Annotated in this window: 21 protein-coding genes; 2 read left to right on the top strand and 19 right to left on the bottom strand. The window is 50.0% G+C overall.

Annotation, left to right across the window (positions count from 1 at the left end; all coding sequences use genetic code 11):
- Positions 1-194: 194 nt before the first annotated feature.
- The 13 genes from FH968_RS03640 to yceD all read right to left on the bottom strand — a co-directional run bounded on the left by FH968_RS03640 (position 195) and on the right by yceD (position 10,713).
- Positions 195-989 carry a metal-dependent hydrolase gene (locus tag FH968_RS03640; RefSeq protein ID WP_139877505.1) on the bottom strand — a complete coding sequence of 265 codons (795 nt, stop codon included), beginning with the start codon at positions 987-989 and terminating at the stop codon, positions 195-197.
- 10 nt (positions 990-999) lie between these two features.
- On the bottom strand, positions 1,000-2,007 hold the full coding sequence (gene holB, locus FH968_RS03635; protein ID WP_139877503.1) for a DNA polymerase III subunit delta': 1,008 nt from the start codon (positions 2,005-2,007) through the stop codon (positions 1,000-1,002).
- Positions 2,007-2,645, bottom strand: coding sequence for a dTMP kinase (tmk, locus tag FH968_RS03630; protein WP_139877501.1), 639 nt, complete (start codon positions 2,643-2,645; stop codon positions 2,007-2,009). Before tmk ends, holB begins: the two co-directional genes overlap by 1 nt.
- Positions 2,635-3,657, bottom strand: coding sequence for a cell division protein YceG (gene yceG, locus FH968_RS03625; RefSeq protein ID WP_139877499.1), 1,023 nt, complete (start codon positions 3,655-3,657; stop codon positions 2,635-2,637). The genes tmk and yceG overlap by 11 nt, the downstream gene beginning before the upstream one ends.
- A 10-nt stretch (positions 3,658-3,667) precedes the next feature.
- On the bottom strand, positions 3,668-4,468 hold the full coding sequence (gene pabC, locus FH968_RS03620; RefSeq protein ID WP_139877497.1) for an aminodeoxychorismate lyase: 801 nt from the start codon (positions 4,466-4,468) through the stop codon (positions 3,668-3,670).
- A 114-nt stretch (positions 4,469-4,582) separates the two neighbouring features.
- On the bottom strand, positions 4,583-5,824 hold the full coding sequence (gene fabF, locus FH968_RS03615; protein ID WP_139877495.1) for a beta-ketoacyl-ACP synthase II: 1,242 nt from the start codon (positions 5,822-5,824) through the stop codon (positions 4,583-4,585).
- An 87-nt stretch (positions 5,825-5,911) separates the two neighbouring features.
- Positions 5,912-6,148 carry an acyl carrier protein gene (acpP, locus tag FH968_RS03610; protein WP_034456161.1) on the bottom strand — a complete coding sequence of 79 codons (237 nt, stop codon included), beginning with the start codon at positions 6,146-6,148 and terminating at the stop codon, positions 5,912-5,914.
- A gap of 155 nt (positions 6,149-6,303) precedes the next feature.
- Positions 6,304-7,038: a 3-oxoacyl-ACP reductase FabG gene (gene fabG / locus FH968_RS03605; protein WP_139877493.1), complete on the bottom strand. Its 735-nt coding sequence runs from the start codon at positions 7,036-7,038 to the stop codon at positions 6,304-6,306.
- A 14-nt stretch (positions 7,039-7,052) separates the two neighbouring features.
- Positions 7,053-7,982, bottom strand: coding sequence for an ACP S-malonyltransferase (gene fabD, locus FH968_RS03600; RefSeq protein WP_139877491.1), 930 nt, complete (start codon positions 7,980-7,982; stop codon positions 7,053-7,055).
- A 17-nt stretch (positions 7,983-7,999) separates the two neighbouring features.
- Positions 8,000-8,953, bottom strand: coding sequence for a beta-ketoacyl-ACP synthase III (locus FH968_RS03595; protein WP_139877489.1), 954 nt, complete (start codon positions 8,951-8,953; stop codon positions 8,000-8,002).
- A 5-nt stretch (positions 8,954-8,958) separates the two neighbouring features.
- Entirely contained in the window at positions 8,959-9,993 is a 1,035-nt protein-coding gene (gene plsX / locus FH968_RS03590) for a phosphate acyltransferase PlsX (protein WP_139877487.1), read from the bottom strand.
- Between the two features lie 11 nt (positions 9,994-10,004).
- Complete coding sequence (rpmF, locus tag FH968_RS03585) at positions 10,005-10,175, bottom strand: 50S ribosomal protein L32 (RefSeq protein ID WP_034456167.1); 171 nt, start codon at positions 10,173-10,175, stop codon at positions 10,005-10,007.
- Between the two features lie 16 nt (positions 10,176-10,191).
- Positions 10,192-10,713 carry a 23S rRNA accumulation protein YceD gene (gene yceD / locus FH968_RS03580; RefSeq protein ID WP_139877485.1) on the bottom strand — a complete coding sequence of 174 codons (522 nt, stop codon included), beginning with the start codon at positions 10,711-10,713 and terminating at the stop codon, positions 10,192-10,194.
- Positions 10,714-10,853: 140 nt separating this feature from the next.
- Here yceD and FH968_RS03575 point away from each other — a divergent pair, with 140 nt between their 5' ends.
- Positions 10,854-11,438 carry a nucleoside triphosphate pyrophosphatase gene (locus FH968_RS03575; RefSeq protein WP_139877483.1) on the top strand — a complete coding sequence of 195 codons (585 nt, stop codon included), beginning with the start codon at positions 10,854-10,856 and terminating at the stop codon, positions 11,436-11,438.
- 59 nt (positions 11,439-11,497) lie between these two features.
- On the opposite strand, the gene rluC is transcribed toward FH968_RS03575, so the two are convergent.
- Positions 11,498-12,460: a 23S rRNA pseudouridine(955/2504/2580) synthase RluC gene (gene rluC / locus FH968_RS03570; protein ID WP_139877480.1), complete on the bottom strand. Its 963-nt coding sequence runs from the start codon at positions 12,458-12,460 to the stop codon at positions 11,498-11,500.
- A 573-nt stretch (positions 12,461-13,033) separates the two neighbouring features.
- On the opposite strand from rluC, the gene rne reads away from it, so the two are divergent.
- The gene (gene rne / locus FH968_RS03565) at positions 13,034-16,297 is read left to right on the top strand and encodes a ribonuclease E (RefSeq protein ID WP_139877478.1); all 3,264 of its coding nucleotides are present in this window, start codon (positions 13,034-13,036) and stop codon (positions 16,295-16,297) included.
- A gap of 153 nt (positions 16,298-16,450) precedes the next feature.
- Here the strand turns inward: rne and flgL are convergent, their stop codons facing one another.
- The 5 genes from flgL to flgH all read right to left on the bottom strand — a co-directional run bounded on the left by flgL (position 16,451) and on the right by flgH (position 21,922).
- Positions 16,451-17,413, bottom strand: coding sequence for a flagellar hook-associated protein FlgL (gene flgL / locus FH968_RS03560; RefSeq protein ID WP_139877476.1), 963 nt, complete (start codon positions 17,411-17,413; stop codon positions 16,451-16,453).
- A gap of 16 nt (positions 17,414-17,429) precedes the next feature.
- Entirely contained in the window at positions 17,430-19,091 is a 1,662-nt protein-coding gene (gene flgK, locus FH968_RS03555; protein WP_139877473.1) for a flagellar hook-associated protein FlgK, read from the bottom strand.
- An 85-nt stretch (positions 19,092-19,176) separates the two neighbouring features.
- Positions 19,177-20,118 (bottom strand): flagellar assembly peptidoglycan hydrolase FlgJ, encoded by a 942-nt coding sequence (gene flgJ / locus FH968_RS03550; RefSeq protein ID WP_139877471.1) that lies wholly within the window; start codon positions 20,116-20,118, stop codon positions 19,177-19,179.
- On the bottom strand, positions 20,118-21,215 hold the full coding sequence (locus FH968_RS03545) for a flagellar basal body P-ring protein FlgI (RefSeq protein ID WP_139877469.1): 1,098 nt from the start codon (positions 21,213-21,215) through the stop codon (positions 20,118-20,120). Before FH968_RS03545 ends, flgJ begins: the two co-directional genes overlap by 1 nt.
- An 11-nt stretch (positions 21,216-21,226) precedes the next feature.
- Entirely contained in the window at positions 21,227-21,922 is a 696-nt protein-coding gene (gene flgH / locus FH968_RS03540) for a flagellar basal body L-ring protein FlgH (RefSeq protein WP_139877467.1), read from the bottom strand.
- Positions 21,923-21,929 lie beyond the last annotated feature (7 nt).

Below are 21,929 nucleotides of genomic sequence, written 5' to 3'. Positions count from 1 at the left end.
ACGCAGAGTAAAATAAATCGACGAAAGTTTGTTTGACGGCTATCACGTTTCTCTAATAGCCATAAGAAAAACTTTCATAAATTTACAAAACGCGTTTCTGAATGTTACAAAAGTGGTGTGCACCACCTGTTTTGTGGCGGTGCACTTTACTCGCTTCGATTATTAATTACGAGCTTTAAAATAAGTTAGATTTATCAGGCGGATTGCAGGCGGGAGTCAGGAATATGGAACAACGTGGCGAAGTTTTTAGTCGTCGCAACGGCCAACTCCTCAAGTGAAACGCCTTTCAGTACCGCCATATATTCCGCTACGTCACGCGTCATTGCCGGTTGGTTTTCCTTACCACGATGCGGCACTGGCGCAAGGTAAGGTGAATCCGTTTCCACCAGGATGCGATCCAATGGCACATAGCGCGCCGCATCCCTGAGTTGTTCGGCATTGCGGAACGTCACAATACCGGAGAAAGAGATGTAAAAACCCATATCGAGCAATTTTCCAGCAGTTTCTCTGTCTTCCGTAAAACAGTGTAGTACCCCACCGCAGTCTGTCACTTTCTCTTCAAGTAAAATGGACAGCGTATCGGCGCGCGCATCTCGCGTGTGAACAATCACTGGCTTATTCAGTTCACGACCAATCTGAATGTGGTGACGGAATGATTCCTGCTGGCGTGGCTTGGTTTCAGGAGTGTAGAAGTAATCCAGCCCGGTTTCCCCCATAGCCACAACACCTGGATCAGCGGCCAGGCGGCGAAGTTCTTCAACATCATATTCTTCGCTTTGGTTAAGCGGATGCACGCCGCACGAATAGGCGACATTTTCGCGCTCACCAACCAACTCGCGCATATTGCGATAACCATCGAGCGTGGTGGCAACGGCGAGGCAGAATTTCACATCGCGCGCGGCGGCTTTTTCCAGAACGTCATCAACGCTTTTATGCAGAGATTGATAATCGAGGCCATCAAGATGGCAATGTGAGTCAACCAGGAACATACAGATACTCTTAAAGATGGAAAGTAGGAAGGACCGCACCTGGTTGCATTAAACGCTCCCAGGTGAGCAATTGTTCAGTCAGCAATAGTTCGCGATTCACACCCACCACCCTAAGCAATGCTTCGCGGCAGGTAAACCAATTATGCAGTACGGCTTGTAGCATCGCAGATGTCGCGCTATTGGCAAGATTCGCCACTAAGGTTTGCTGATCATCATTGGTCAGCCACGTCGTTGCCCCTTGCTGCCATTTTAGTGCATCAACTAGTAGCGAGCACAGCCAGTGAACACGAACAGACGCATCGTCACTATTCAAAGCAGGAAGAAGCGCCAGCATGTTTTTCGACGCACAAGCTTCATTAAGCTTGTCACACAGCGCCTGGCGGTGTTTCCACGAATCTGGTTGCAACAGTGCTAAAGCACCCGCTGGTGCGCCGGAGCTCAAACGCAGGGCGGCTCGTAATTGCGCGCTATCAAGTTGGATTTCCCGTGCCAACCACGCGAGTGCAAAGGTTTCATCCGGTGGAGTCAAATACCAATACAGGCAACGGCTACGTAGTGTGGCTGGCAAACGTGCAGGTTCACGGCTCCCAAGGAAGAACCAGGTGTTAGCAGGCGGTTCTTCGAGGGTTTTCAACAGCGCATTCGCCGCGGCTTCAGTGAGTAAACCGGCATCTTCCAGCCAGACTACTTTCGCCCCGCCTTGTTGAGCGTGGCTATAGAGCTTTTCGGTAATCTCGCGAATAGCGTCAATGCCAAGGCTTGATTTACCTTTCTCAGGTGCGACTACGTAGCTGTCTGGGTGCGTACCGGCTTGCATCAACTGGCAACTGCGGCATTGACCGCAGCTTTTACTGCCTTGCGGTTTCTGGCACATCAACCAGCGTGTGAGCGCATAAATTAATGCGTCATCCCCCATGCCGGATAAAGAATGAAGCAGTAATGCATGGTGCCCGCGACCAGCCTGATACTGGCTGAGAATTTGCTCAAAAGGTGCGCGTAACCATGGGTACCACTTCATTACGCCAGCCCCTTAGCCCATTCAAGCACCGCGTTACGCACGTCCTGCGAAACAGCATCCAGCGATTGTGTTGCATCAATGGTATGAATGCGGTCATCAGCAGCCGCAAGCTCAAGATAGCGAGTGCGGGTACGATTAAAGAAGTCGATAGACTCCTGTTCGATTCTATCCAGCTCGCCACGCGCACGCGCACGGGTCAGACCCACTTCTGGCGTGACATCGAGATAAATCGTTAGATCTGGATAGAAATCACCGAGAACAGTATTGCGCAGTGCCATCAGTAATTTTTGGTCAATACAACGGCCTCCACCCTGGTAAGCTTGAGTCGAGAGGTCATGTCTGTCACCGATGACCCACGCGCCACGGGAAAGTGCCGGTTTGATAACCGTCTCAACCAGTTGCACGCGCGCGGCGTAAAACATCAACACTTCAGCTTTATCAGTAACGACTTCATCACCGATGCCTTTGTTGTTCAGCGTCAACTCGCGCAATCTTTCCGCAAGCGGAGTGCCGCCAGGCTCACGCGTGAACACCAAGTCTGTGATGCCCAGTTCTTTTAAGGTCGCAACCACCACGTTATGCGCGTTAGTTTTCCCTGCTCCTTCGAGCCCTTCGATAACGATAAATTTACTGACCATTCTTGTCCTTCAGCGCTTTGATATAGACCTGCACAGCCTGATTGTGGCTTGCAAGATTGGTATTAAATGTGTGACCGCCCTTTCCATCTGCGACAAAATAAAGATAAGGCGTTTTCGCCGGATGAGCAGCAGCCTGCAGCGACGCATCACCGGGTATAGCGATTGGACCAGGCGGCATACCGTTTATCACGTAGGTATTATATGGCGTTGGAGTTTCGAGATCTTTACGGGTGAGTTTACCATTATAACTTTCACCCATCCCGTAAATGACCGTCGGATCGGTTTGTAAACGCATACCAATGCGCAAGCGGTTGATGAATACCGAGGCCACTTGGTCGCGTTCCTCTGCCACTGCCGTTTCTTTCTCGATGATCGATGCCATGGTGACCAAATCGTTCTGCGTTTTGTATGGCAACCCGTCGTTTTTGCCATCCCATGCAGCCTGTACTGCTTTGACCATTCGCTGATGCGCACGTTTTAGCAGTGCAACATCGGTGGTATTCGCGGTGTAAAGCCAGGTATCAGGAAAGAACCAGCCTTCTACCCATTCTGGGTGCTCGAACTTCAAAACTTCGGCGACAGTAGCATAGCTGTCATCTTTGAGTGTGTGCTCGATATACGGTGCTTCTCGCAGTTGTCTCAGCCAGTCACTCAGACGAGTCCCTTCCACAAAACGTATAGGAAATTGGGCTTCTTTACCGCTGGCTAACAGTTTGAGCATGTCGCGAACTGTCATTTGCGGTGTGAAGCGGTAAGTCCCCGCTTTGAAGTTAGCGAGGTCCGGCTCAACTTTCAGCAGCCACTGAAACACGCGTGGGCGATTGAGCAATTTCTCTTCATACAATTGTTTACCCAACGCCAGACGACCCGTGCCAGGTTTAAGGGTAAATATGGTTTCTTGAGCAATGGTCAGATGGCTGTCGGCAAGCTGGCGGACTTTATATACACCAACGCCTGCTGCCACACCCAATACCACTAACAGCAGCAGAAAGAAACGTAGCATCTTTTTCATCGTTAATCGGTTACTCGCAAAGTGGTGCTAAAAATTGATAAAGTTCTCGAGATTCAAATCGCCAGGACTCAGCTTGATTCACAGGGATAACCGGCATCAATGCATTGCAAATGAGCACTTCGTCGGCCTGCGCCAGGCTGTCTAACCTTTCCCGCACTTCAGTTACCCGCCAGGATGAATCAGCAAGACAAGCAATAATATGCTGGCGCATAGTGCCGTTCACACCAGATTTATCTATATACGGTGTAAATACCTGAGATCCTTTACGCCAGAATAAATTAGCGGCACAGCATTCCGTAAGCCACCCATCACTGTCAAGAACCAGGGCTTCCTGAGCTTTCGTCTGTTCAAGATGCGTACGAATCAGCACTTGTTCGAGACGGTTCAGATGTTTAATTCCTGCAAGATGCGGGTTGATGCCAAGTTGAATAGGGCTTAGTGCAAGGCTAATTCCCTGCTCGCGCCATTGAGGATAAAAAGAAGGGTACGCAGAAACGGATAATATGCGTGTTGGTTGCAGGCAATTAGCCGCACTGTAGCCGCGCCCACCACTACCTCGGGTAATTATCACTTTCAGCACGGCTTGTTGTTCCCCGGCGGCAAGTTGCTGCACTTCTCTTTCAATCAATGACCACTCACTAAACGGAAGCAGGAGTTTTTCGCAAGCTTGCTGTAAACGGTCAATGTGCTGTCCTAAGAAACGAACGCTCCCATTTTTGACCCGCGCAGTTGTAAAACAACCATCGCCAAACTGCACTGCACGATCGTTTGCGGGTAAATGGGCCGTGAACTCACCATTGATTAAATACATAACAACTCCTCAACATTCCGTGAGTTAAGAGTGCCAGCGTGAAAGGGATGCAGCAAGAGGGAGAGGTTTTAGATGTATAAAGGGCCCGCAAGCGAGCCCTTTATTAATAACGACTTAGATCTTTTTAAAGATCAGCGAGCCGTTTGTACCACCAAACCCGAAGGAATTACACAAAGTGTATTCCATTCCTGTTACCTGGCGCGCTACATGTGGAACAAAGTCCAGATCGCAACCTTCGTCAGGATTATCGAGGTTAATGGTTGGTGGTACCACCTGATCGCGTAATGCAAGGATGGAGTAGATTGACTCTACTGCCCCAGCAGCACCCAACAGGTGACCGGTCATAGACTTAGTTGAGCTCACCAATACACGGTAGGCATCCTCACCAAAAATAGTCTTAACCGCTTGTGTTTCAGCTTTATCGCCAGCTGGCGTTGAGGTGCCATGCGCATTGACATAGCCCACCATACCTGGAGTAATACCTGCATCGCGCAGTGCATTTTCCATGGCCAATGCAGCACCTGCCCCTGTTTCCGGCGGAGAAGTCATGTGATAAGCATCACTGCTCATACCAAAACCAACGACTTCTGCATAGATTTTCGCACCACGTTTTTTAGCATGTTCGTACTCTTCAAGTACCATCATGCCCGCGCCATCACCCAACACAAAACCATCACGGTCTTTATCCCACGGACGACTCGCCGCTTGTGGGTTGTCATTACGGGTGGAAAGCGCACGCGCGGCACCAAAGCCACCCACGCCCAACGGTGTGCTGGCTTTTTCTGCACCACCAGCCAGCATAGCGTCAGCATCGCCGTACGCGATGATACGTGCTGCCTGACCGATGTTATGCACACCAGAAGTACAAGCCGTTGCGATGGAAATGCTTGGACCACGTAGGCCGAACATAATGGTCAGGTGACCTGCCACCATATTCACGATAGTAGACGGTACAAAGAATGGGCTGATCTTACGTGGGCCACCCTTAACTAGCGCGGCGTGGTTCTCTTCGATAAGACCCAGACCACCAATACCAGAACCGATTGCGGCGCCGATACGGATTGCATTATCTTCCGTTACTTCCAGACCAGAATCCAGCATGGCCTGGTGGCCAGCAACAATTCCATATTGAATGAAGGCATCCATTTTGCGCTGTTCTTTGCGCGAAATGATGTCGTCACAGTTAAAATCCTTTACTAAGCCAGCAAATTTCGTTGCGTAGGCGCTAGTATCGAAATGGTCGATTAGGCTGATGCCACTCTGACCGGCAAGGAGAGCTTTCCAGGTAGACTCTACGGTATTGCCGACAGGAGACAACATGCCCAGTCCGGTCACAACTACACGACGCTTAGACACGTTTGTCCTCCAGGGAGGGAAAAAATAATACTAGTGGGACACTTAGATAAAACTCAGGCGGTCGAATGACCGCCTGGAGATGTTCACTTACGCCTGGTGACCGTTGATGTAATCAATGGCAGCCTGAACGGTAGTAATTTTCTCAGCTTCTTCGTCCGGAATCTCAGTATCAAACTCTTCTTCCAGAGCCATTACCAGCTCAACGGTGTCAAGAGAATCAGCGCCCAGGTCCTCTACGAAGGAAGCGGAGTTGATAACTTCTTCCTGCTTAACGCCCAGTTGTTCGCCAATAATTTTCTTAACGCGTTCTTCGATAGTGCTCATACTCTTAAATTTCCTATCAAAACTCGCTTTCGCGATGGTTTTCGTAGTGTATAAAATGTTGAAAAAGATGCAACTAAATCCCGGCAGGTCGTACCACGATTTTACGCTATTTTGCGGGCATTCGCCCAAATAACGCAAATAGTTTTGTATTGTGGTTAAACCATATACATTCCGCCATTGACGTGCAGGGTTTCACCGGAGATGTAACCCGCCTCGTCAGAGGCTAAAAATGCAACAGCACTGGCGATTTCTTTTGCGTCGCCTAAACGACCCGCTGGAACTTCCGCTAGTATACCCGCACGCTGTTCATCAGAAAGCGCACGCGTCATGTCCGTTTCGATAAAGCCCGGAGCAACAACGTTTACAGTAATACCACGTGACGCGACTTCACGCGCCAGAGATTTACTGAAACCAATCAGACCAGCTTTAGCCGCAGCGTAGTTAGCCTGACCAGCATTTCCCATGGTACCAACCACGGAACCAATAGTGATAATACGACCATGACGCTTTTTCATCATAGCGCGCATTACCGCTTTTGACAGACGGAATACTGATGACAGGTTGGTTTCGATAATATCGTTCCACTCGTCATCTTTCATGCGCATTAACAGGTTATCACGAGTGATACCGGCATTATTAACCAGAATATCGACTTCGCCAAATTCTGCACGAATATTTCCTAAAACAGCTTCAATTGAAGCCGGATCGGTCACATTTAGTACATAACCTTTACCGTTATCGCCCAAGTAATCACTGATCGCCTGCGCACCGCTTTCGCTGGTCGCAGTACCGATAACTTTTGCACCACGGGCCACTAAGGTTTCCGCGATTGCGCGGCCGATACCGCGGCTTGCACCAGTTACCAGCGCAATTTTTCCTTCAAAACTCATGGGTTTCCCTCGTCTTATTGCTCAAGCGCCGCTGACAGCGCTACCGGCTCGTTAATGGCCGATGCAGTCAGGGTGTCAACAATGCGTTTTGTCAGGCCGGTCAAAACCTTACCAGGCCCTACTTCCAGCAGTTGGGTCACACCCTGTTCTGCCATAAATTCTACTGATTTGGTCCACTGTACAGGGCTGTAAAGCTGACGTACCAGCGCGCTACGGATAGCGTCTGGTGCAGTTTCGCATTTCACGTCAACGTTATTTACAACCGGAACAGATGGCGCGTTAAACGTGATTTTTTCCAGTGCTACGGCGAGTTTATCAGCAGCAGGTTTCATCAATGCGCAGTGAGATGGCACACTAACAGGCAGTGGCAAAGCGCGTTTTGCGCCAGCTGCTTTACATGCTGCACCCGCACGCTCAACTGCATCTTTGTTACCCGCAATCACAACCTGGCCTGGTGAGTTAAAGTTCACCGGAGAAACCACTTCGCCTTGAGCCGCTTCTTCGCAGGCTTTCGCAATCGATGCATCATCAAGACCGATGATGGCATACATTGCACCGGTGCCAGCTGGCACCGCTTCTTGCATCAATTTGCCGCGCAATTCGACCAGACGCACCGCGTCTGCGAAATTCATAACGCCAGCACAAACCAGAGCAGAATACTCGCCCAGACTATGCCCTGCCATCATCACAGGGGTTTTGCCACCCTGTTGCTGCCAAACGCGCCACAATGCAACAGATGCTGTCAACAATGCAGGCTGAGTTTGCCAGGTTTTGTTCAGTTCTTCAGCGGGGCCTTGTTGAGTCAGTGCCCACAAATCATAGCCCAGCGCATCAGAAGCTTCACGGAAGGTGGCTTCAACAACAGGATTTGCTGCTGCAATTTCTGCCAACATACCTACTGCTTGCGAACCTTGTCCCGGGAAAACGAAAGCAAATTGAGTCATGGTTAAATCCCTAATAATCAAAAACGAACCAGTGCTGAACCCCAGGTAAAGCCGCCGCCGAAGGCTTCCAGTAATACCAGTTGGCCACGTTGAATCCGTCCATCACGAACCGCTTCATCCAGCGCTGCCGGTACGGAAGCCGCTGAGGTATTCCCGTGTCTGTCGAGCGTGACAACCACATTGTCCATCGACATACCCAGCTTTTTCGCCGTCGCGCTGATAATGCGTAGGTTCGCCTGATGTGGCACTAACCAGTCGAGCGCCGAGCGGTCGAGATTATTGGCAGCCAGGGTTTCGTCAACGATGTGAGCAAGCTCCGTCACCGCAACTTTAAAGACTTCGTTACCCGCCATGGTCAGGTGAATTGAATTCTCAGGATTCACGCGATCGGCGTTTGGTAACATTAACAGTTCGCCGTAGCGACCATCTGCGTGCAGATGGGTGGAGATGATACCTGGTTCTTCGGAAGCGCCAAGCACAACGGCACCAGCACCATCACCAAAAATAATAATCGTTCCACGATCGGTTGGATCGCAAGTGCGAGCCAGCACGTCAGAACCAATCACCAGTGCGTGTTTTACTGCACCTGACTTCACGTACAGGTCAGCAACGCTTAATGCATAGGTAAAACCTGCACAAGCCGCTGCGACATCAAACGCCGGGCAACCTTTGATTTCCAACATTGCCTGCACCTGGCAGGCAGCGCTTGGGAAAGCGTGCGTTGAGGACGTGGTTGCAACAATGATTAAGCCAATTTCGGATTTATCAATGCCAGCCATTTCCAGGGCGCGAGTTGCTGCCGCGAACCCCATAGTTGCCACGGTTTCGTTTGGCGCTGCAATATGGCGTTCACGGATACCGGTACGGGTGACAATCCACTCGTCAGAAGTATCCACCATTTTTTCCAGGTCTGCGTTGGTCCGCACGTGTTCAGGCAGGAAGCTGCCCGTACCAATAATCTTCGTATACATGTACGTCAGTCACTCTTGGGTAATACAGATTCCAGGCGGGCAGCAATCCGGGTAGGAACTTGCCGCGCCACCGCCTGCACTGCCTGTTCAATCGCGACAACAAACGCTCGCTGATTGGCCGCTCCGTGACTCTTGATCACTGTGCCGCGCAATCCTAACAGACAGGCGCCATTATACTGGTCGGGGTTGAGGTGACTGAATCGCCTTGTCAGGCTCTTTTGTAACCAATGTTTCAAAATAATTAGCCACCACGACCTTTTTTTCCCTTCGCCTTGTGATTTCAAAAGCGAAAGGAACATTCTTGCAACCCCTTCCATCGTCTTCAGGGTAACGTTACCGACAAAACCATCACATACCAATACATCGGTTTTACCCGTCAATAACTCATTAGCTTCAAGATAACCAATATAGTTGATAGAAGGCATTGTTTTTAATAAAGCTGATGCATCGCGAATACTATCGAGACCTTTGGTTTCTTCTTCGCCAATATTCAGCAGCGCGACTCGCGGAGTTTTGATGCCGAGAACTTCTTCAGCCATCACGGACCCCATTATCGCAAATTGCACCAGCATATTGCTGTCACAATCGACATTCGCGCCAAGATCCAGCACGACAGTTTTGCCTTTATGCTGATGAGGCAATACCGTCATCAACGCCGGGCGCTCAATCCCATCAATTGGCTTGAGCAATAATTTAGCCAGTCCCATCAGTGCACCAGTGTTTCCGGCACTGACGCAAGCTTGCGCTCGCCCATCTTTCACTAATTCAAGCGCCACTCGCATTGAAGATCCGCGACTATGTCGAATCGCTTGCGAAGGTCTTGCATCACTGGCAATAACCGACTCCGCAGGTACTATCTGCGCACGTGAACGTTTTTCAAAATCAGCTTTGGCAAGTAATGGCGTGATGGCGTCGGGATCGCCGACTAATAGAAGGTTTAGTTGAGAGTTAGAGTCCAGTGCCTGCAATGCTGCAGGCACTGTCACGGAAGGACCGAAGTCCCCACCCATGGCATCTAACGCAAGGGTTAGACGTGTCAAGGTATCGCCAATTACTTAGCGATAACCTTGCGGCCGCGGTAGAAACCGTCGGCTGTGATGTGGTGACGCAGATGAGTTTCGCCAGAAACTTTGTCTACGGATACTGCTGCTGTGGTCAGCGCGTCATGGGAACGACGCATGCCACGTTTGGAACGGGTTGGTTTATTCTGTTGTACGGCCATGGACCTTACTCCTCAATTACTTACGCTTTAAACTGGCTAATACGGCAAATGGATTTGGTTTCTCCGCCTCGGAAGGCAGTTTGCCAAAGACCATGTCCGCCTCGGACACTTCACAGTGTTCAGAATCATGCACCGGAACCACTGGCAAGGAGAGGATAATTTCATCTTCAACCAACGCCAGAAGATCGATTTCACCAAATTCGTTGACCTGAACTGGTTCATATCCTTCCGGGAGTGCTTCAGCCTGCTCATCTTTGACGATCGGGCTAAAACAATACTGTGTGTAGACCTGATGAGCAAACGGCTTTCCGCAACGCTGACATGCCAGTGTTACCGAAACTTTCGCATCACCGGTAATAACCGCGAGGCGTTGGTTATCGATAGCAAATCGCATATCGCATTCCACATCACTGTCTACACTGACTACAAACTCGGCGACACGCTCTACCTGAATAGGGGTGTAAACACCCTGGTAATCAAGGCGTTTTTGAGCCGTACGAACCGGATCGAGAGTCAGGGGTAATTTTACTTTTTGCATAGGGCGCGCATATTAACTTTGTAACGTCATAGAGTCAAAGAAAAAGGCCTCGAAACAGCGCCTTTGCCATTTATTCGCACACATTGCGGTGGCACAGTTTAAAATGCCTTTACTCGAATCGCTATCATTAATGACAAAATATGACTCAAATTGTTCTGGCCTCGACTTCACCCTACCGCAGGGAGTTACTTGAAAAACTGGCAATCCCCTTTATTTGTGCTGCTCCGCAGGTAGATGAAACACCAATAGCTGATGAAGACCCCCGCCACTTAGTCACGCGTCTGGCGCAAGCCAAAGCTCAAGCACTGAGCAAAGAGTATCCGAATCACCTCATTATCGGCTCAGATCAGGTCTGTGTGTTAGAAGGGAAAATCGTCGGTAAGCCGCATACTGAGGAAAAAGCAGTCGAACAATTGCTAATTGCCCGCAATAGCATTGTGACGTTTTACACCGGCCTGGCGCTTTATAATTCCGCATCCAGTAATTTACAGGTGCTTTGTGAGCCGTTTGATGTGCATTTTCGCCGTCTTAGCGAGCAAGAAATACGCAATTACGTCCATAAAGAACAGCCATTGCAGTGTGCGGGGAGCTTTAAAAGTGAAGGTTTGGGGATCACATTATTCGAAAGACTTTCAGGAAAAGACCCAAATACCTTAGTGGGGCTACCGCTGATAAGTTTGTGTCAGATGCTGGGTAACGAGGGTGTTAACCCGCTACTGGCGTAGGATAGATGAAGCATAAATGCCATCTATCACAAATTATGATAGATGGCATGACAACCGATTTATGAACGCACGTTACGTAACACAGCAAGGCAACGTTTCAATTTCTCATCCAGCGGCGCTTCTACACGCATAATTTCACCGGTATTAGGATGGGTGAAACGTAATGCCACTGCGTGCAAGAACAAGCGATTCAGACCCGTTCCCGCAACCGTAAGTTGTTTATCAAATTCACGGTCACCGTAACGATCATCAAAAGCAATCGGGTGCCCGGCATGCAGTGTGTGCACACGAATCTGGTGAGTACGTCCTGTAATTGGACTACAACGCATTAGTGTTGCAAATGAGTAGCGCTCTTCCACTTTAAAGCGCGTTTCAGACGGTTTGCCTTCACTATTAACTCGCACGATGCGCTCACCGCTTTGCAAAATATTCTTAAGCAGCGGGGCTTGCACCGCTTTGACGTGCGATTGCCACTGACCACGCACCAGCGCCAGATAATCCTTCTGCATGCCTTTCTCGCGTAACTGTTCATGCAACGAACGCAGAGCCGAACGTTTTTTCGCAACCAGCAAAATGCCGGATGTATCGCGGTCCAGTCGATGCACAAGCTCAAGGAAACGTGCTTCAGGACGCAGCGCACGCAAACCTTCAATTACACCGAAACTTAAGCCACTACCACCGTGTACCGCAGTACCAGATGGTTTATTCAGAACCAGAATATGGTCATCTTCATACAGAATCGCATCAGTCAGGGCGGCTACTTTTTGCAGATGAGGCGAAACTGCCTCTTCTTCACGTTCCGCAACGCGGACAGGTGGAATACGAATTTCGTCCCCATCCTGGATTTTATATTCAGGCTTAATGCGTTTTTTATTCACCCGCACTTCGCCTTTACGCAAAATGCGATAAATCATACTTTTTGGCACACCTTTTAAGCGAGCGAGCAAAAAGTTGTCGATACGCTGCCCGGCTTCATCGGCGGAAATGGCAACGATTTGTACTGAAGGAGTCTGTGTTTTCATGGTCGGCGATTCTAAATAGCGTGCGCGCATAGCGCCACTCATTTTTATGTGCTTAACTGAGAATCTGCCTGGTTTTAAGTCGCCTGACTCCCCTTTTTCAGCTTTCTGCGGCATGCAGTGAAAAAGTGAGTTAAAAAACTGTCAGAAACGAGGCATCAAAGGCAAAAGTCATCTTGCTATAATAAGGTTAGCAATGGAATAATGTTGTGGTTTTCCGTGTTGATACTTGTTAGAACAAGGAATTTTGCGGAATTACCAGTTTTGCCTGAATGTTCATCCACGCAGCAATGGCGTAAGACGTATTGTACTTTCAGGCAGTTAGCGGGCTGCGGGTTGCAGCCTGGCCGGTAAAATGGAATCAACGCTTGCGAAACTTTTCCAAGGCTTGTTCCCACGATAATTGCGCTGTATTTCCGTATGAAATACAGGCTACCGACACTTTGCGCCTCTCAGCAAGCGACAACCGTGAGGTTGGCGACTTAGCGTTTAGTCACGAGGCCATCGGTTCACTCCCGGTCAGCGTCACCATGCCCGTAGCTCTGTCACCAATGTAAGAATAATGAGTAAGTTACGATGAAAAGAATGCTAATAAACGCGACTCAGCAAGAAGAGTTGCGTGTCGCCCTTGTAGATGGGCAGCGCCTGTACGATCTGGATATTGAAAGTCCTGGACACGAACAGAAAAAAGCCAACATCTATAAAGGTAAAATCACCCGTATTGAACCAAGTCTGGAAGCGGCATTTGTAGATTACGGCGCGGAACGTCATGGTTTCCTTCCTCTTAAAGAAATTGCCCGCGAATATTTCCCGTCTAATTATTCATCACACGGTCGTCCGAACATTAAAGATGTTCTGCGCGAAGGCCAGGAAGTGATTGTTCAGATTGATAAAGAAGAACGTGGTAATAAAGGCGCAGCCTTGACCACCTTTATTAGTCTGGCAGGAAGTTATTTAGTATTGATGCCGAACAACCCACGTGCTGGTGGTATTTCTCGCCGTATCGAAGGTGACGATCGTACTGAATTGAAAGAAGCCCTTTCCTCTCTGGAACTGCCAGACGGCATGGGTCTGATTGTACGTACTGCTGGCGTGGGTAAATCCGCTGAAGCACTGCAATGGGATTTAAGCTTCCGTCTGAAGCACTGGGAAGCGATTCAAAAAGCGGCGGAAAATCGCCCTGCACCATTCCTTATCCATCAGGAAAGCAACGTTATCGTGCGTGCCTTCCGTGATTACCTGCGTCAGGACATCGGTGAAATCCTTATCGATAACCCGAAAGTACTCGAACTGGCTCGCCAACATATCGGTGCTTTAGGTCGCCCTGACTTTAGCAGCAAAATTAAGCTCTACACCGGTGAAATCCCGCTGTTTAGCCATTATCAAATTGAATCGCAGATCGAATCCGCTTTCCAGCGTGAAGTTCGTCTGCCATCCGGTGGCTCGATTGTTATCGACTCTACTGAAGCATTGACCGCTATCGACATCAACTCCGCGCGCGCAACTCGCGGTGGAGATATCGAAGAAACGGCCTTTAATACCAACCTTGAAGCTGCCGATGAAATCGCACGCCAACTGCGCTTGCGTGACCTGGGCGGTTTGATTGTCATCGACTTCATCGACATGACTCCTGTGCGCCACCAGCGTGCAGTTGAAAACCGTCTGCGTGAAGCTGTGCGTCAGGACAGAGCCCGTATCCAGATTAGCCATATCTCTCGCTTTGGCCTGCTGGAAATGTCTCGTCAGCGTCTTTCTCCTTCTCTGGGCGAGTCCAGCCACCATGTCTGCCCGCGTTGTAGCGGTACAGGCACCGTGCGTGACAACGAATCTCTGTCGCTGTCTATCCTGCGCTTGATTGAAGAGGAAGCACTGAAAGAGAACACGCAGGAAGTTCATGCGATTGTCCCGGTACCAATAGCTTCTTACCTGCTTAACGAAAAACGTGATGCAGTGAGCGCGATTGAAACCCGTCAGGGCGGCGTGAAAGCCATCATCGTTCCTAACGATCAGATGGAAACTCCACACTATTCCGTTCTGCGTGTGCGTAAAGGCGAAGAAACTAAAACTCTGAGCTACATGCTGCCTAAGCTGCATGAAGAAGAGATGGCGATGCCGTCTGAAGAAGAGTACGCCGAACGTAAACGCCCTGAGCAACCTGCGCTTGCGACTTTTGTCATGCCAGACGAGCCTCCTGCTCCACCAGAGCCAGCACCTGTCGCAGCGCCAGCCTCTGTAGCCAAACCAACGGTTGCAAAAGTGCCAGCCATAGAACAGCCTGGTCTGATTAGCCGTTTCTTCGGTGCGCTGAAAAACCTCTTTGCGGGTGAAAGCACCACTGAAAGCAAAGAAGTTCAGGAAGAGAAACCGGCCGAGACTGAAAGCCAACGTCAAGGTCAGGATCGTCGCAATAACCGTCGTCAGAACAACCGCCGTGATCGTGGCGATCGCAACACCCGTGATAATCGTGGTGAGCGCGATAATCGCAGCGAAAATCGTGACAACCGTGATAATCGTGAGCCGCGTGAAAACCGCGATCGTGACGATAATCGCCGTAATCGCCGCCAGGGCCAGCAGCCAACTACTGAAGTACGTGAAGTTCGTCAGAACGTTGTTGAAGAAGCTGAAAAGCCAAAAGCACGTGACGAACAGCAACCACGCCGTGATCGTAACCGTCGCCGCAGCGATGATAAGCGCCAAGCACAGCAAGAAGTTAAAGTTCTGCAACGTGATGATGTTGTAGAAGTTGAGGCGGAAGCTGAGCAGGAAGAACGCATTCAGGTTATGCCACGTCGTAAGCAACGTCAGTTGAGCCAGAAAGTTCGCTTCGAATCTGCACCAGATTCTGCGGCTGAAGTTGTGGCAACGCCTGTTGTTTCCGAAGCAGTCGCTGCACCAGTTGCACGTACCGAACTGGCGACCATCCCGTTACCAGCGGTGATTGAAACACCGGCCGTTGAGCAACATCAAGAAGACAACAACGATTCACGTAACGATTCTAACGGTATGCCACGTCGTTCTCGTCGTTCCCCACGTCACTTACGTGTCAGTGGTCAGCGTCGTCGCCGCTATCGTGATGAGCGTTACCCAACGCAGTCTCCAATGCCATTGTTTGTTGCATGTGCTTCTCCTGAGCTGGCATCGGGTAAAGCCTGGATTAGTTATCCTGTTGCCCGTGCGCATGATGAATCTCAGTACGATAATGGTGATCAAACGCCTGTCTTCGTTTCGCACGAAGAACAAGCTGTGCATTTGAATATTGAGCAACCAGTGATTCAGGAAGCTGCAGTAGTGCAACCGGCCATTGAAACTGCTCATGTTGAGACTACGCACCCTGAAGTCATTGCTACACCGGTTACCGAGCAACCGCATTTGATTGCTGTAGAGGACGACGTTGTTGCTGAACAAGTGATTGACGAAGTCGTACCTGCACAAGAAGAGCTTGTAGCTGAAACTCAACAGCAACAAGCAGCAGAGCTTACGCAAGAAGCACCTGTAACCGTTGCCGAAACTGTGCCAATGGCGCAGGTTGAAGAAACTAAGCCGCTAGAAGTTGTTGCACAGGAAGTTGTCGCTGAAAAAACTGTTGCACAAGAAACTGTGGTTCAAGCAACACCAGAAGTGAAAGCTGTTGAGCAAGAACAGCCAGTTGTTGCTCACGTCGTTAAACATGCGACGGCGCCAATGACTCGTGCCCCTGCCCCGGAATACACGCCAGAAGCTCCGCATCATAGCGATTGGGTACGCCCAACTTATGACTTCACTGGTCGTGGTTCTGCCGGTGCTAGCAGTGCGACTCATCAAGCAACCGCTCCTGCTACACGCCCGCAAAGCACTGAATAACCGCTAAGCGTTGTGAGAAAAGCCGATCAGGAAACTGGTCGGCTTTTTTATTTGCCATGGCTCTGTATTTAGGGCAAAAAAAACCCACTTCAGGGTGCAGAAGTGGGCATATAAAGCATGCTCAGTTTCATAGCACGCCCAAAACGGTAGAAATTACTTATTGAGTTGGAACAAAGACATCCCTTGCATATCGCTAAAAGCTTTATAAGAAGCCTGAAGCGCTGCCTGTTGCATAACATAAGAAGATATGGCTGAGTTCCAGTCCACGTTAATCAAATCACTCATTTGCTGAGCCTGACCTAAGCTACGGTCGCTGCCTAGCTCATCAAGCTTATCCAGTTCACTCAGCTGTGTACCCAACTCAGCACGGACTGTCAGTACGTTATTGAGTGAGTTTTTCAGGCCACGGCTGGTTTTATCAATGGCGGCGGTTAAATCCGCTTTTTGTGCATCATCTTTGCCTTCGGTCGGTGTTCTCAATGTTTCAATAGCTGAGTCGAGCATATTGAATAGATTGCTTTCAGACGTACCGGTTCCGGGTTCAGGGACTGCATTACTGGTCAGCGTGTCAAAAATTTGCTTACCGGTATGACCAATCGTCATGGTACGTGACGCATCTACAGACTGAGAAACAGGTGTATCACCACCGCCATAGATTACCTGACCTGCATCGCCGGAAAACGGTGCCTTTTCGGTTTTGTAACCAGCAAAAATATAACGCCCATTGCCATCGGTACTGTTGGCCAGGTTCAATATCTGATTGCGGATACCTTCCAGATCGGTTGCCAGTGACCCACGGTCATCGTCGCTTAACGTGCCGTTGTTGGCGTAAACGATTTTTTCCTGCGCAGACTGGATAGCTGTTGTCACCTGCCCCAACACGTTTTCTTCTAACGATACTTTTTGCGTGGCAAAAGTACGTGCCAGCGCATATTGGCTGTTTTGCGCCTGAGCCTGTGAGAGCACCACGGCTTGTGAAGCAGCAATAGGGTCATCAGAAGGTTTGTTAACGCGTTGGCCTGTCGACATCTGCTCGCCGTAACGCAGCCACTCGCTTTGTGCGTTAGTTACGCCACGCATGTTCTGTTGGTACATCATTGCGGTACTGATACGCATACGCCAGACTCCTTAATTAACGGATGGACAGTAACGCATCAAACAGAGTTGATGCTGTCTGAAGTACCTGAGCGTTCGCCAGGTAATACTGTTGGAAACGCTGCAAGTTACCGTATTCTTCGTCAAGGTTGACGCCAGAGATAGACTGCTGTTGGTTACTTAGTTGCGTGACCACATTATTTTGCGTGGTACTGGTGACTTTGAGCGTGCTGGTTTTGTTACCAACATCACTAACCAGGCTGGCGTACGCGTCGTTAAACGATTTGTTGCCATTCACTGTTTTGGCACTTTGTAAGTCCAGCAACGCCTGAGCATTTCGGTTATCGCTTTCACCATTGTCTGCTGCACCAGCCAATGCCAGCTTACTTTCGTCGGTGATCAGCACGTCCATATTCACTACGGCATCTGACACTGGTTTCACCGTAAAGCTGTCATTTTTGGTCGGTGCTGTGCCACTAATGTCTAGCTTCAGCCCGTCGAAGCTCATGCTCTTGTTACCGGTGCCATCATCGGTAACCGTAGCCGTGAATTGCTTATTATCCGACAGACGCGTGACTTGCCAGTCCGTACCGTCATATACCACTTTGTAGTCGCTGGCCTGCACCTGAGTGCTGTCCGTCATACTGGCAGTCAGTGTGGTGGATTTAGAGGCATTGTTGCTATTGCTCAGAACCGACGGGCCGCCGAATTTGAAGAAGTCTTTTCCTGCAGTCCCTTCGGCATCGAACCCTTTACCATGTTGTTTGTTAATCGCATCAGCAAACGTCAGAGCCAATTGTCCGAGACGGTTACGGGCGCCATCAAGGTCCTGCGAGCGGAAAGTCAACATACCGCCCAGTGAACCACTTTTCAGCTGGCTTTCAGGGATTTCAGTGGTTCCTGAAACTGAATCAACATAGCCGACAGTGATACGAGAAGGATCTGCGCTGGAGCCCACCGCCGCCAGTTTATTCGCTTTGTCACCCTGAACAAGGGATAACCCATTGGCGATGGATACGTTATAGGTACCACCATCCTGAACGCTAACTTCTACGCCCACAATCTGGTTTAATTCGCTGACTAATTGGTCGCGCTGATCCAGCAAATCGTTAGGTACGGCACCTGCTCCCACACCGGTAAGGCGTGAAATCTGAGTGTTGAGATTAGCTATCTGGCTGGAGTAGTTGTTGATTTGCTCAACGCTGCTTTGAACCGCGGTATTAACTTGCTTATCCTGGTCACGCAGATACTGATCCGTCACCTTAAACTGGTTTACCAGGCCGCTGGCATTACCCAGTAACGCCTGGCGCGCAGCCGGGTCTTCAGAGTTACTGACCAGCGTTTGCAAGCCGCTGAAAAAGCTCTGCATGGTTGTTGCAAGGGTATTTGTGGTACCAGACAGAATGTTGTCAATTTTAGACATCTGTTGATACTGCGTATTCAGCCCACTGCTTTGGGTCTGTGCCGCGCGCAGTTGGTTGGTAATGAACGAATCATATTCACGTTGCACACCGCTGACATACACCCCATTACCAACCCAGCCACCAGCGCCCAGCGTACTTTGCGACTGTGACAACACGGTAGTCTGGCGGGTATAACCGGTAATGTTGTAATTTGAAATATTGTTACTGACGGTATTCAGTGCCGCCTGAGCAGCACCCAGGCCACTCATGGCACTGTTAATCAGGCTACTGGACATGAAATTTCCTTTGCTCGTTTATCACGGGTCCTGTCGATTATTATCGGCAGCTCCCGTCAGGACTTGAGGCTTTAATAACGTGTGTTCAGAACAAATTTGACAGATCGTTGCTGTACGCTTTTGCGACTTTATCACCCATCGCTTTCATCTGTTGAATCATGCCAGTGAGTTTGCGTGCGTAATTTGGATCGGTGGCGTAGCCTGCATTTTGCAAGGCCTGAGCCCCCTGTTCCGCGGTATCAGCATTAGTTACGGCGGCGTAACGAGGGTTGCGGGTTAGCAAGCCTACGTAGTCAGAAAGTGCTTCGAGATAAGAGCTATACACGCGGAACTTAGCTTTCACCTTTTTCGCTTCACCATTTTCGTATTCAGTGGTGGTGATTTCGGTGACCTTCCCTTTCCAGTTTGCCGAAGCTTTAACACCAAACAAGTTAAAGCTTGGCTCGCCTTTTTCAGTGAGGATTTGTCGCTGTCCCCAGCCAGACTCCAGCGCGGCCTGCGCCAGAATCAAGTGATGAGGGATACCACTCTGCTCGCTGGCAAGTCGTGCTGGTAAAGAAAGCTGTGCCAAAAAGTCTTTGCTGTCGCCCGTTAGCGGTTCTTCGTTAGAAGGCACTTTGGGAATAGCCTGGCGCACCATTTGCGTTAATGTCTGGTTCTGGAAACTGGTTACGGTTTGCATATCAAACTTCATCGGTACTTTACCTGCGTCTTCCGATGGATCTGCATTGCCCCCCATTTGTTCAACCATCATATCGGCAAGCCCAAGCCCTTTGGCACTGAGCTGCTGCGCGATTTGCTGATCGTAGATGCTGGTATACATACGTGTCTGCTCGCTGCTAAATAAGCCATCTTTTGGCAGCGCCTCACGCATGCTTTTTAGCATCATCTGCACAAACATCCCTTCCACCTGGCGGGCAACCGTTTTGAGATTGCCCTTGGGATCTTGCCCAGTTTTCGCTTTCAGCTCATTGAGAGAGTTAGCGTCCCACGCCGCATTAGCCAGTGACTGGGCTTCGTTAAGCATCAGATGATTTCCACTTTGGCACGCAAACAACCCGCGCTTTGCATGGATTGCAGAATCGACATCAACTCCATTGGTGTTGCCCCCAACGTATTGAGTGCGCGAACCACGGTATTGAGGTTGGCGCTGGCGTTAACCCGCTGTAACGCACCGCCACTTTGGCGTAAATCAATTTGGGTTTGCGGCGTCACCACAGTTTGCCCACCCCCAAATGGAGTATCCGGCTGGCTGACCTGAGCTTGGCGGTTAACCGTCACCGACAAGTTTCCTTGCGCCACCGCACAAGTGTTCAGCGTCACTTCCTGGTTCATTACAACCGAGCCTGTACGTGAGTTGATGATCACTTTGGCGTCTTGTGCCGGTAAGTTCACATCCAGGTTCTGGATATCGGCTAACAAACGTACTTGTGAGCTATTACCGGTTGGCACACGAATTTGGATAGTGCGCGCATCTAATGCCGATGCACTGCCAAAGCCACGCGAGCGGTTGATAGTGTCGGTAATTTGCTGGGCCAGCGTGAAGTCGTCATTGTTTAATTGCAGACTAATAACATTACCGGTGCCAAACGTGCCCGGTAACTCGCGTTCGATAACAGCACCGTTGGTAATACGACCGCCGTTGAGCTGGTTAACCTGAACGCTGCTGCCGCCTGCAGAAGCTCCCGCACCGCCGACTAAAATGTTGCCCTGAGCCAGTGCGTAAACCTGGTTATCAACACCTTTCATTGGTGTCATCAGCAATGTGCCGCCACGCAGGCTTTTGGCGTTACCCAGAGAGGAAACCACTACGTCAATATTTTGTCCGGAGCGCGCAAATGCCGGGTACTTCGCGGTCACCATAACTGCCGCCACGTTCTTGAGCTGCATATTAGTGCCCGCAGGAACGGTAATGCCCAACTGGGAAAGCATGTTATTGAGTGTTTGTGTGGTAAACGGCGTTTGTGTCGTCTGGTCGCCCGTACCATCCAGCCCAACGACTAGCCCATAACCAATCAGGGCGTTCTCTCGCACACCTTGCACGGTTGTCAGGTCGCGGATACGGTCCGCCAATGCCTGCGTCGCCACCAGCATAATTAAAAATCCAAGCAAATATCTGGTCATGTACCCCTCGCTTACATCGGCGATAAATTAAGGAAGAAGCGTTGCAACCAGCCCATGTTCTGCGCCTCATTGATATAGCCGTTACCGACATATTCGATACGTGCATCAGCCACTTGTGTGGACGGTACAGTATTGGAACCACTGATGGTGCGAGGATTCACCACACCGGAGAAACGAATAAATTCGGTGCCCTGATTAATAGCGATTTGTTTTTCACCTACAACATGCAGGTTACCGTTTGCCAGCACCTGATCCACCGTCACGGTTAACGTGCCGCTAAAGGTATTACTGGCGTTTGCCCCACCTTTACCGTTAAAGCTGTTGCCACCAGAAGCATCTACATCAGCACGATTGTTGCCAAACAGGCCTTCGAGATAACGTGGCGTGACGTCCATACCAAAGTTTGTTTTGCCATCACGGCTGGCATTCGCCGACGAACTCTTACTGGCACTGACATTTTCCTGAAGCTGAATGGTCAACGTATCACCAACATTACGCGGGCGACGGTCTTCAAACAGCGGTTGATAACCGTAGTTCACAGGCTGTGCCGTCTGGAAAATAGATCCATTAATCACAGGCGCAGGGCCGGGAACCGGTTGGGCGGTTGTTGCCCCTTCTACCAACGGTTTGGCGGGGATCAGGGCACAACCGCTTGTTGCCAGCACCAGACACATCACGACAGGACGAAGAACCATAGGGTTTTGCATTTCTTTC

Source organism: Buttiauxella sp. B2, assembly GCF_006376615.1.
Taxonomy (GTDB): domain Bacteria; phylum Pseudomonadota; class Gammaproteobacteria; order Enterobacterales; family Enterobacteriaceae; genus Buttiauxella.
Note: the sequence above shows the minus strand (reverse complement) of the source record. Positions and strands in the feature narration are given on the sequence as shown.

Bases quoted from the DNA above. Each gene is read 5' to 3' on its own strand.
- FH968_RS03640 (WP_139877505.1), bottom strand. From the start codon at position 989: ATGTTCCTGGTTGACTCACATTGCCATCTTGATGGCCTCGATTATCAA.
- holB (WP_139877503.1), bottom strand. From the start codon at position 2,007: ATGAAGTGGTACCCATGGTTACGCGCACCTTTTGAGCAAATTCTCAGC.
- tmk (WP_139877501.1), bottom strand. From the start codon at position 2,645: ATGGTCAGTAAATTTATCGTTATCGAAGGGCTCGAAGGAGCAGGGAAA.
- yceG (WP_139877499.1), bottom strand. From the start codon at position 3,657: ATGAAAAAGATGCTACGTTTCTTTCTGCTGCTGTTAGTGGTATTGGGT.
- pabC (WP_139877497.1), bottom strand. From the start codon at position 4,468: ATGTATTTAATCAATGGTGAGTTCACGGCCCATTTACCCGCAAACGAT.
- acpP (WP_034456161.1), bottom strand. From the start codon at position 6,148: ATGAGCACTATCGAAGAACGCGTTAAGAAAATTATTGGCGAACAACTG.
- fabG (WP_139877493.1), bottom strand. From the start codon at position 7,038: ATGAGTTTTGAAGGAAAAATTGCGCTGGTAACTGGTGCAAGCCGCGGT.
- fabD (WP_139877491.1), bottom strand. From the start codon at position 7,982: ATGACTCAATTTGCTTTCGTTTTCCCGGGACAAGGTTCGCAAGCAGTA.
- FH968_RS03595 (WP_139877489.1), bottom strand. From the start codon at position 8,953: ATGTATACGAAGATTATTGGTACGGGCAGCTTCCTGCCTGAACACGTG.
- rpmF (WP_034456167.1), bottom strand. From the start codon at position 10,175: ATGGCCGTACAACAGAATAAACCAACCCGTTCCAAACGTGGCATGCGT.
- yceD (WP_139877485.1), bottom strand. From the start codon at position 10,713: ATGCAAAAAGTAAAATTACCCCTGACTCTCGATCCGGTTCGTACGGCT.
- FH968_RS03575 (WP_139877483.1), top strand. From the start codon at position 10,854: ATGACTCAAATTGTTCTGGCCTCGACTTCACCCTACCGCAGGGAGTTA.
- rluC (WP_139877480.1), bottom strand. From the start codon at position 12,460: ATGAAAACACAGACTCCTTCAGTACAAATCGTTGCCATTTCCGCCGAT.
- rne (WP_139877478.1), top strand. From the start codon at position 13,034: ATGAAAAGAATGCTAATAAACGCGACTCAGCAAGAAGAGTTGCGTGTC.
- flgL (WP_139877476.1), bottom strand. From the start codon at position 17,413: ATGCGTATCAGTACCGCAATGATGTACCAACAGAACATGCGTGGCGTA.
- flgK (WP_139877473.1), bottom strand. From the start codon at position 19,091: ATGTCCAGTAGCCTGATTAACAGTGCCATGAGTGGCCTGGGTGCTGCT.
- flgJ (WP_139877471.1), bottom strand. From the start codon at position 20,118: ATGCTTAACGAAGCCCAGTCACTGGCTAATGCGGCGTGGGACGCTAAC.
- FH968_RS03545 (WP_139877469.1), bottom strand. From the start codon at position 21,215: ATGACCAGATATTTGCTTGGATTTTTAATTATGCTGGTGGCGACGCAG.
- flgH (WP_139877467.1), bottom strand. From the start codon at position 21,922: ATGCAAAACCCTATGGTTCTTCGTCCTGTCGTGATGTGTCTGGTGCTG.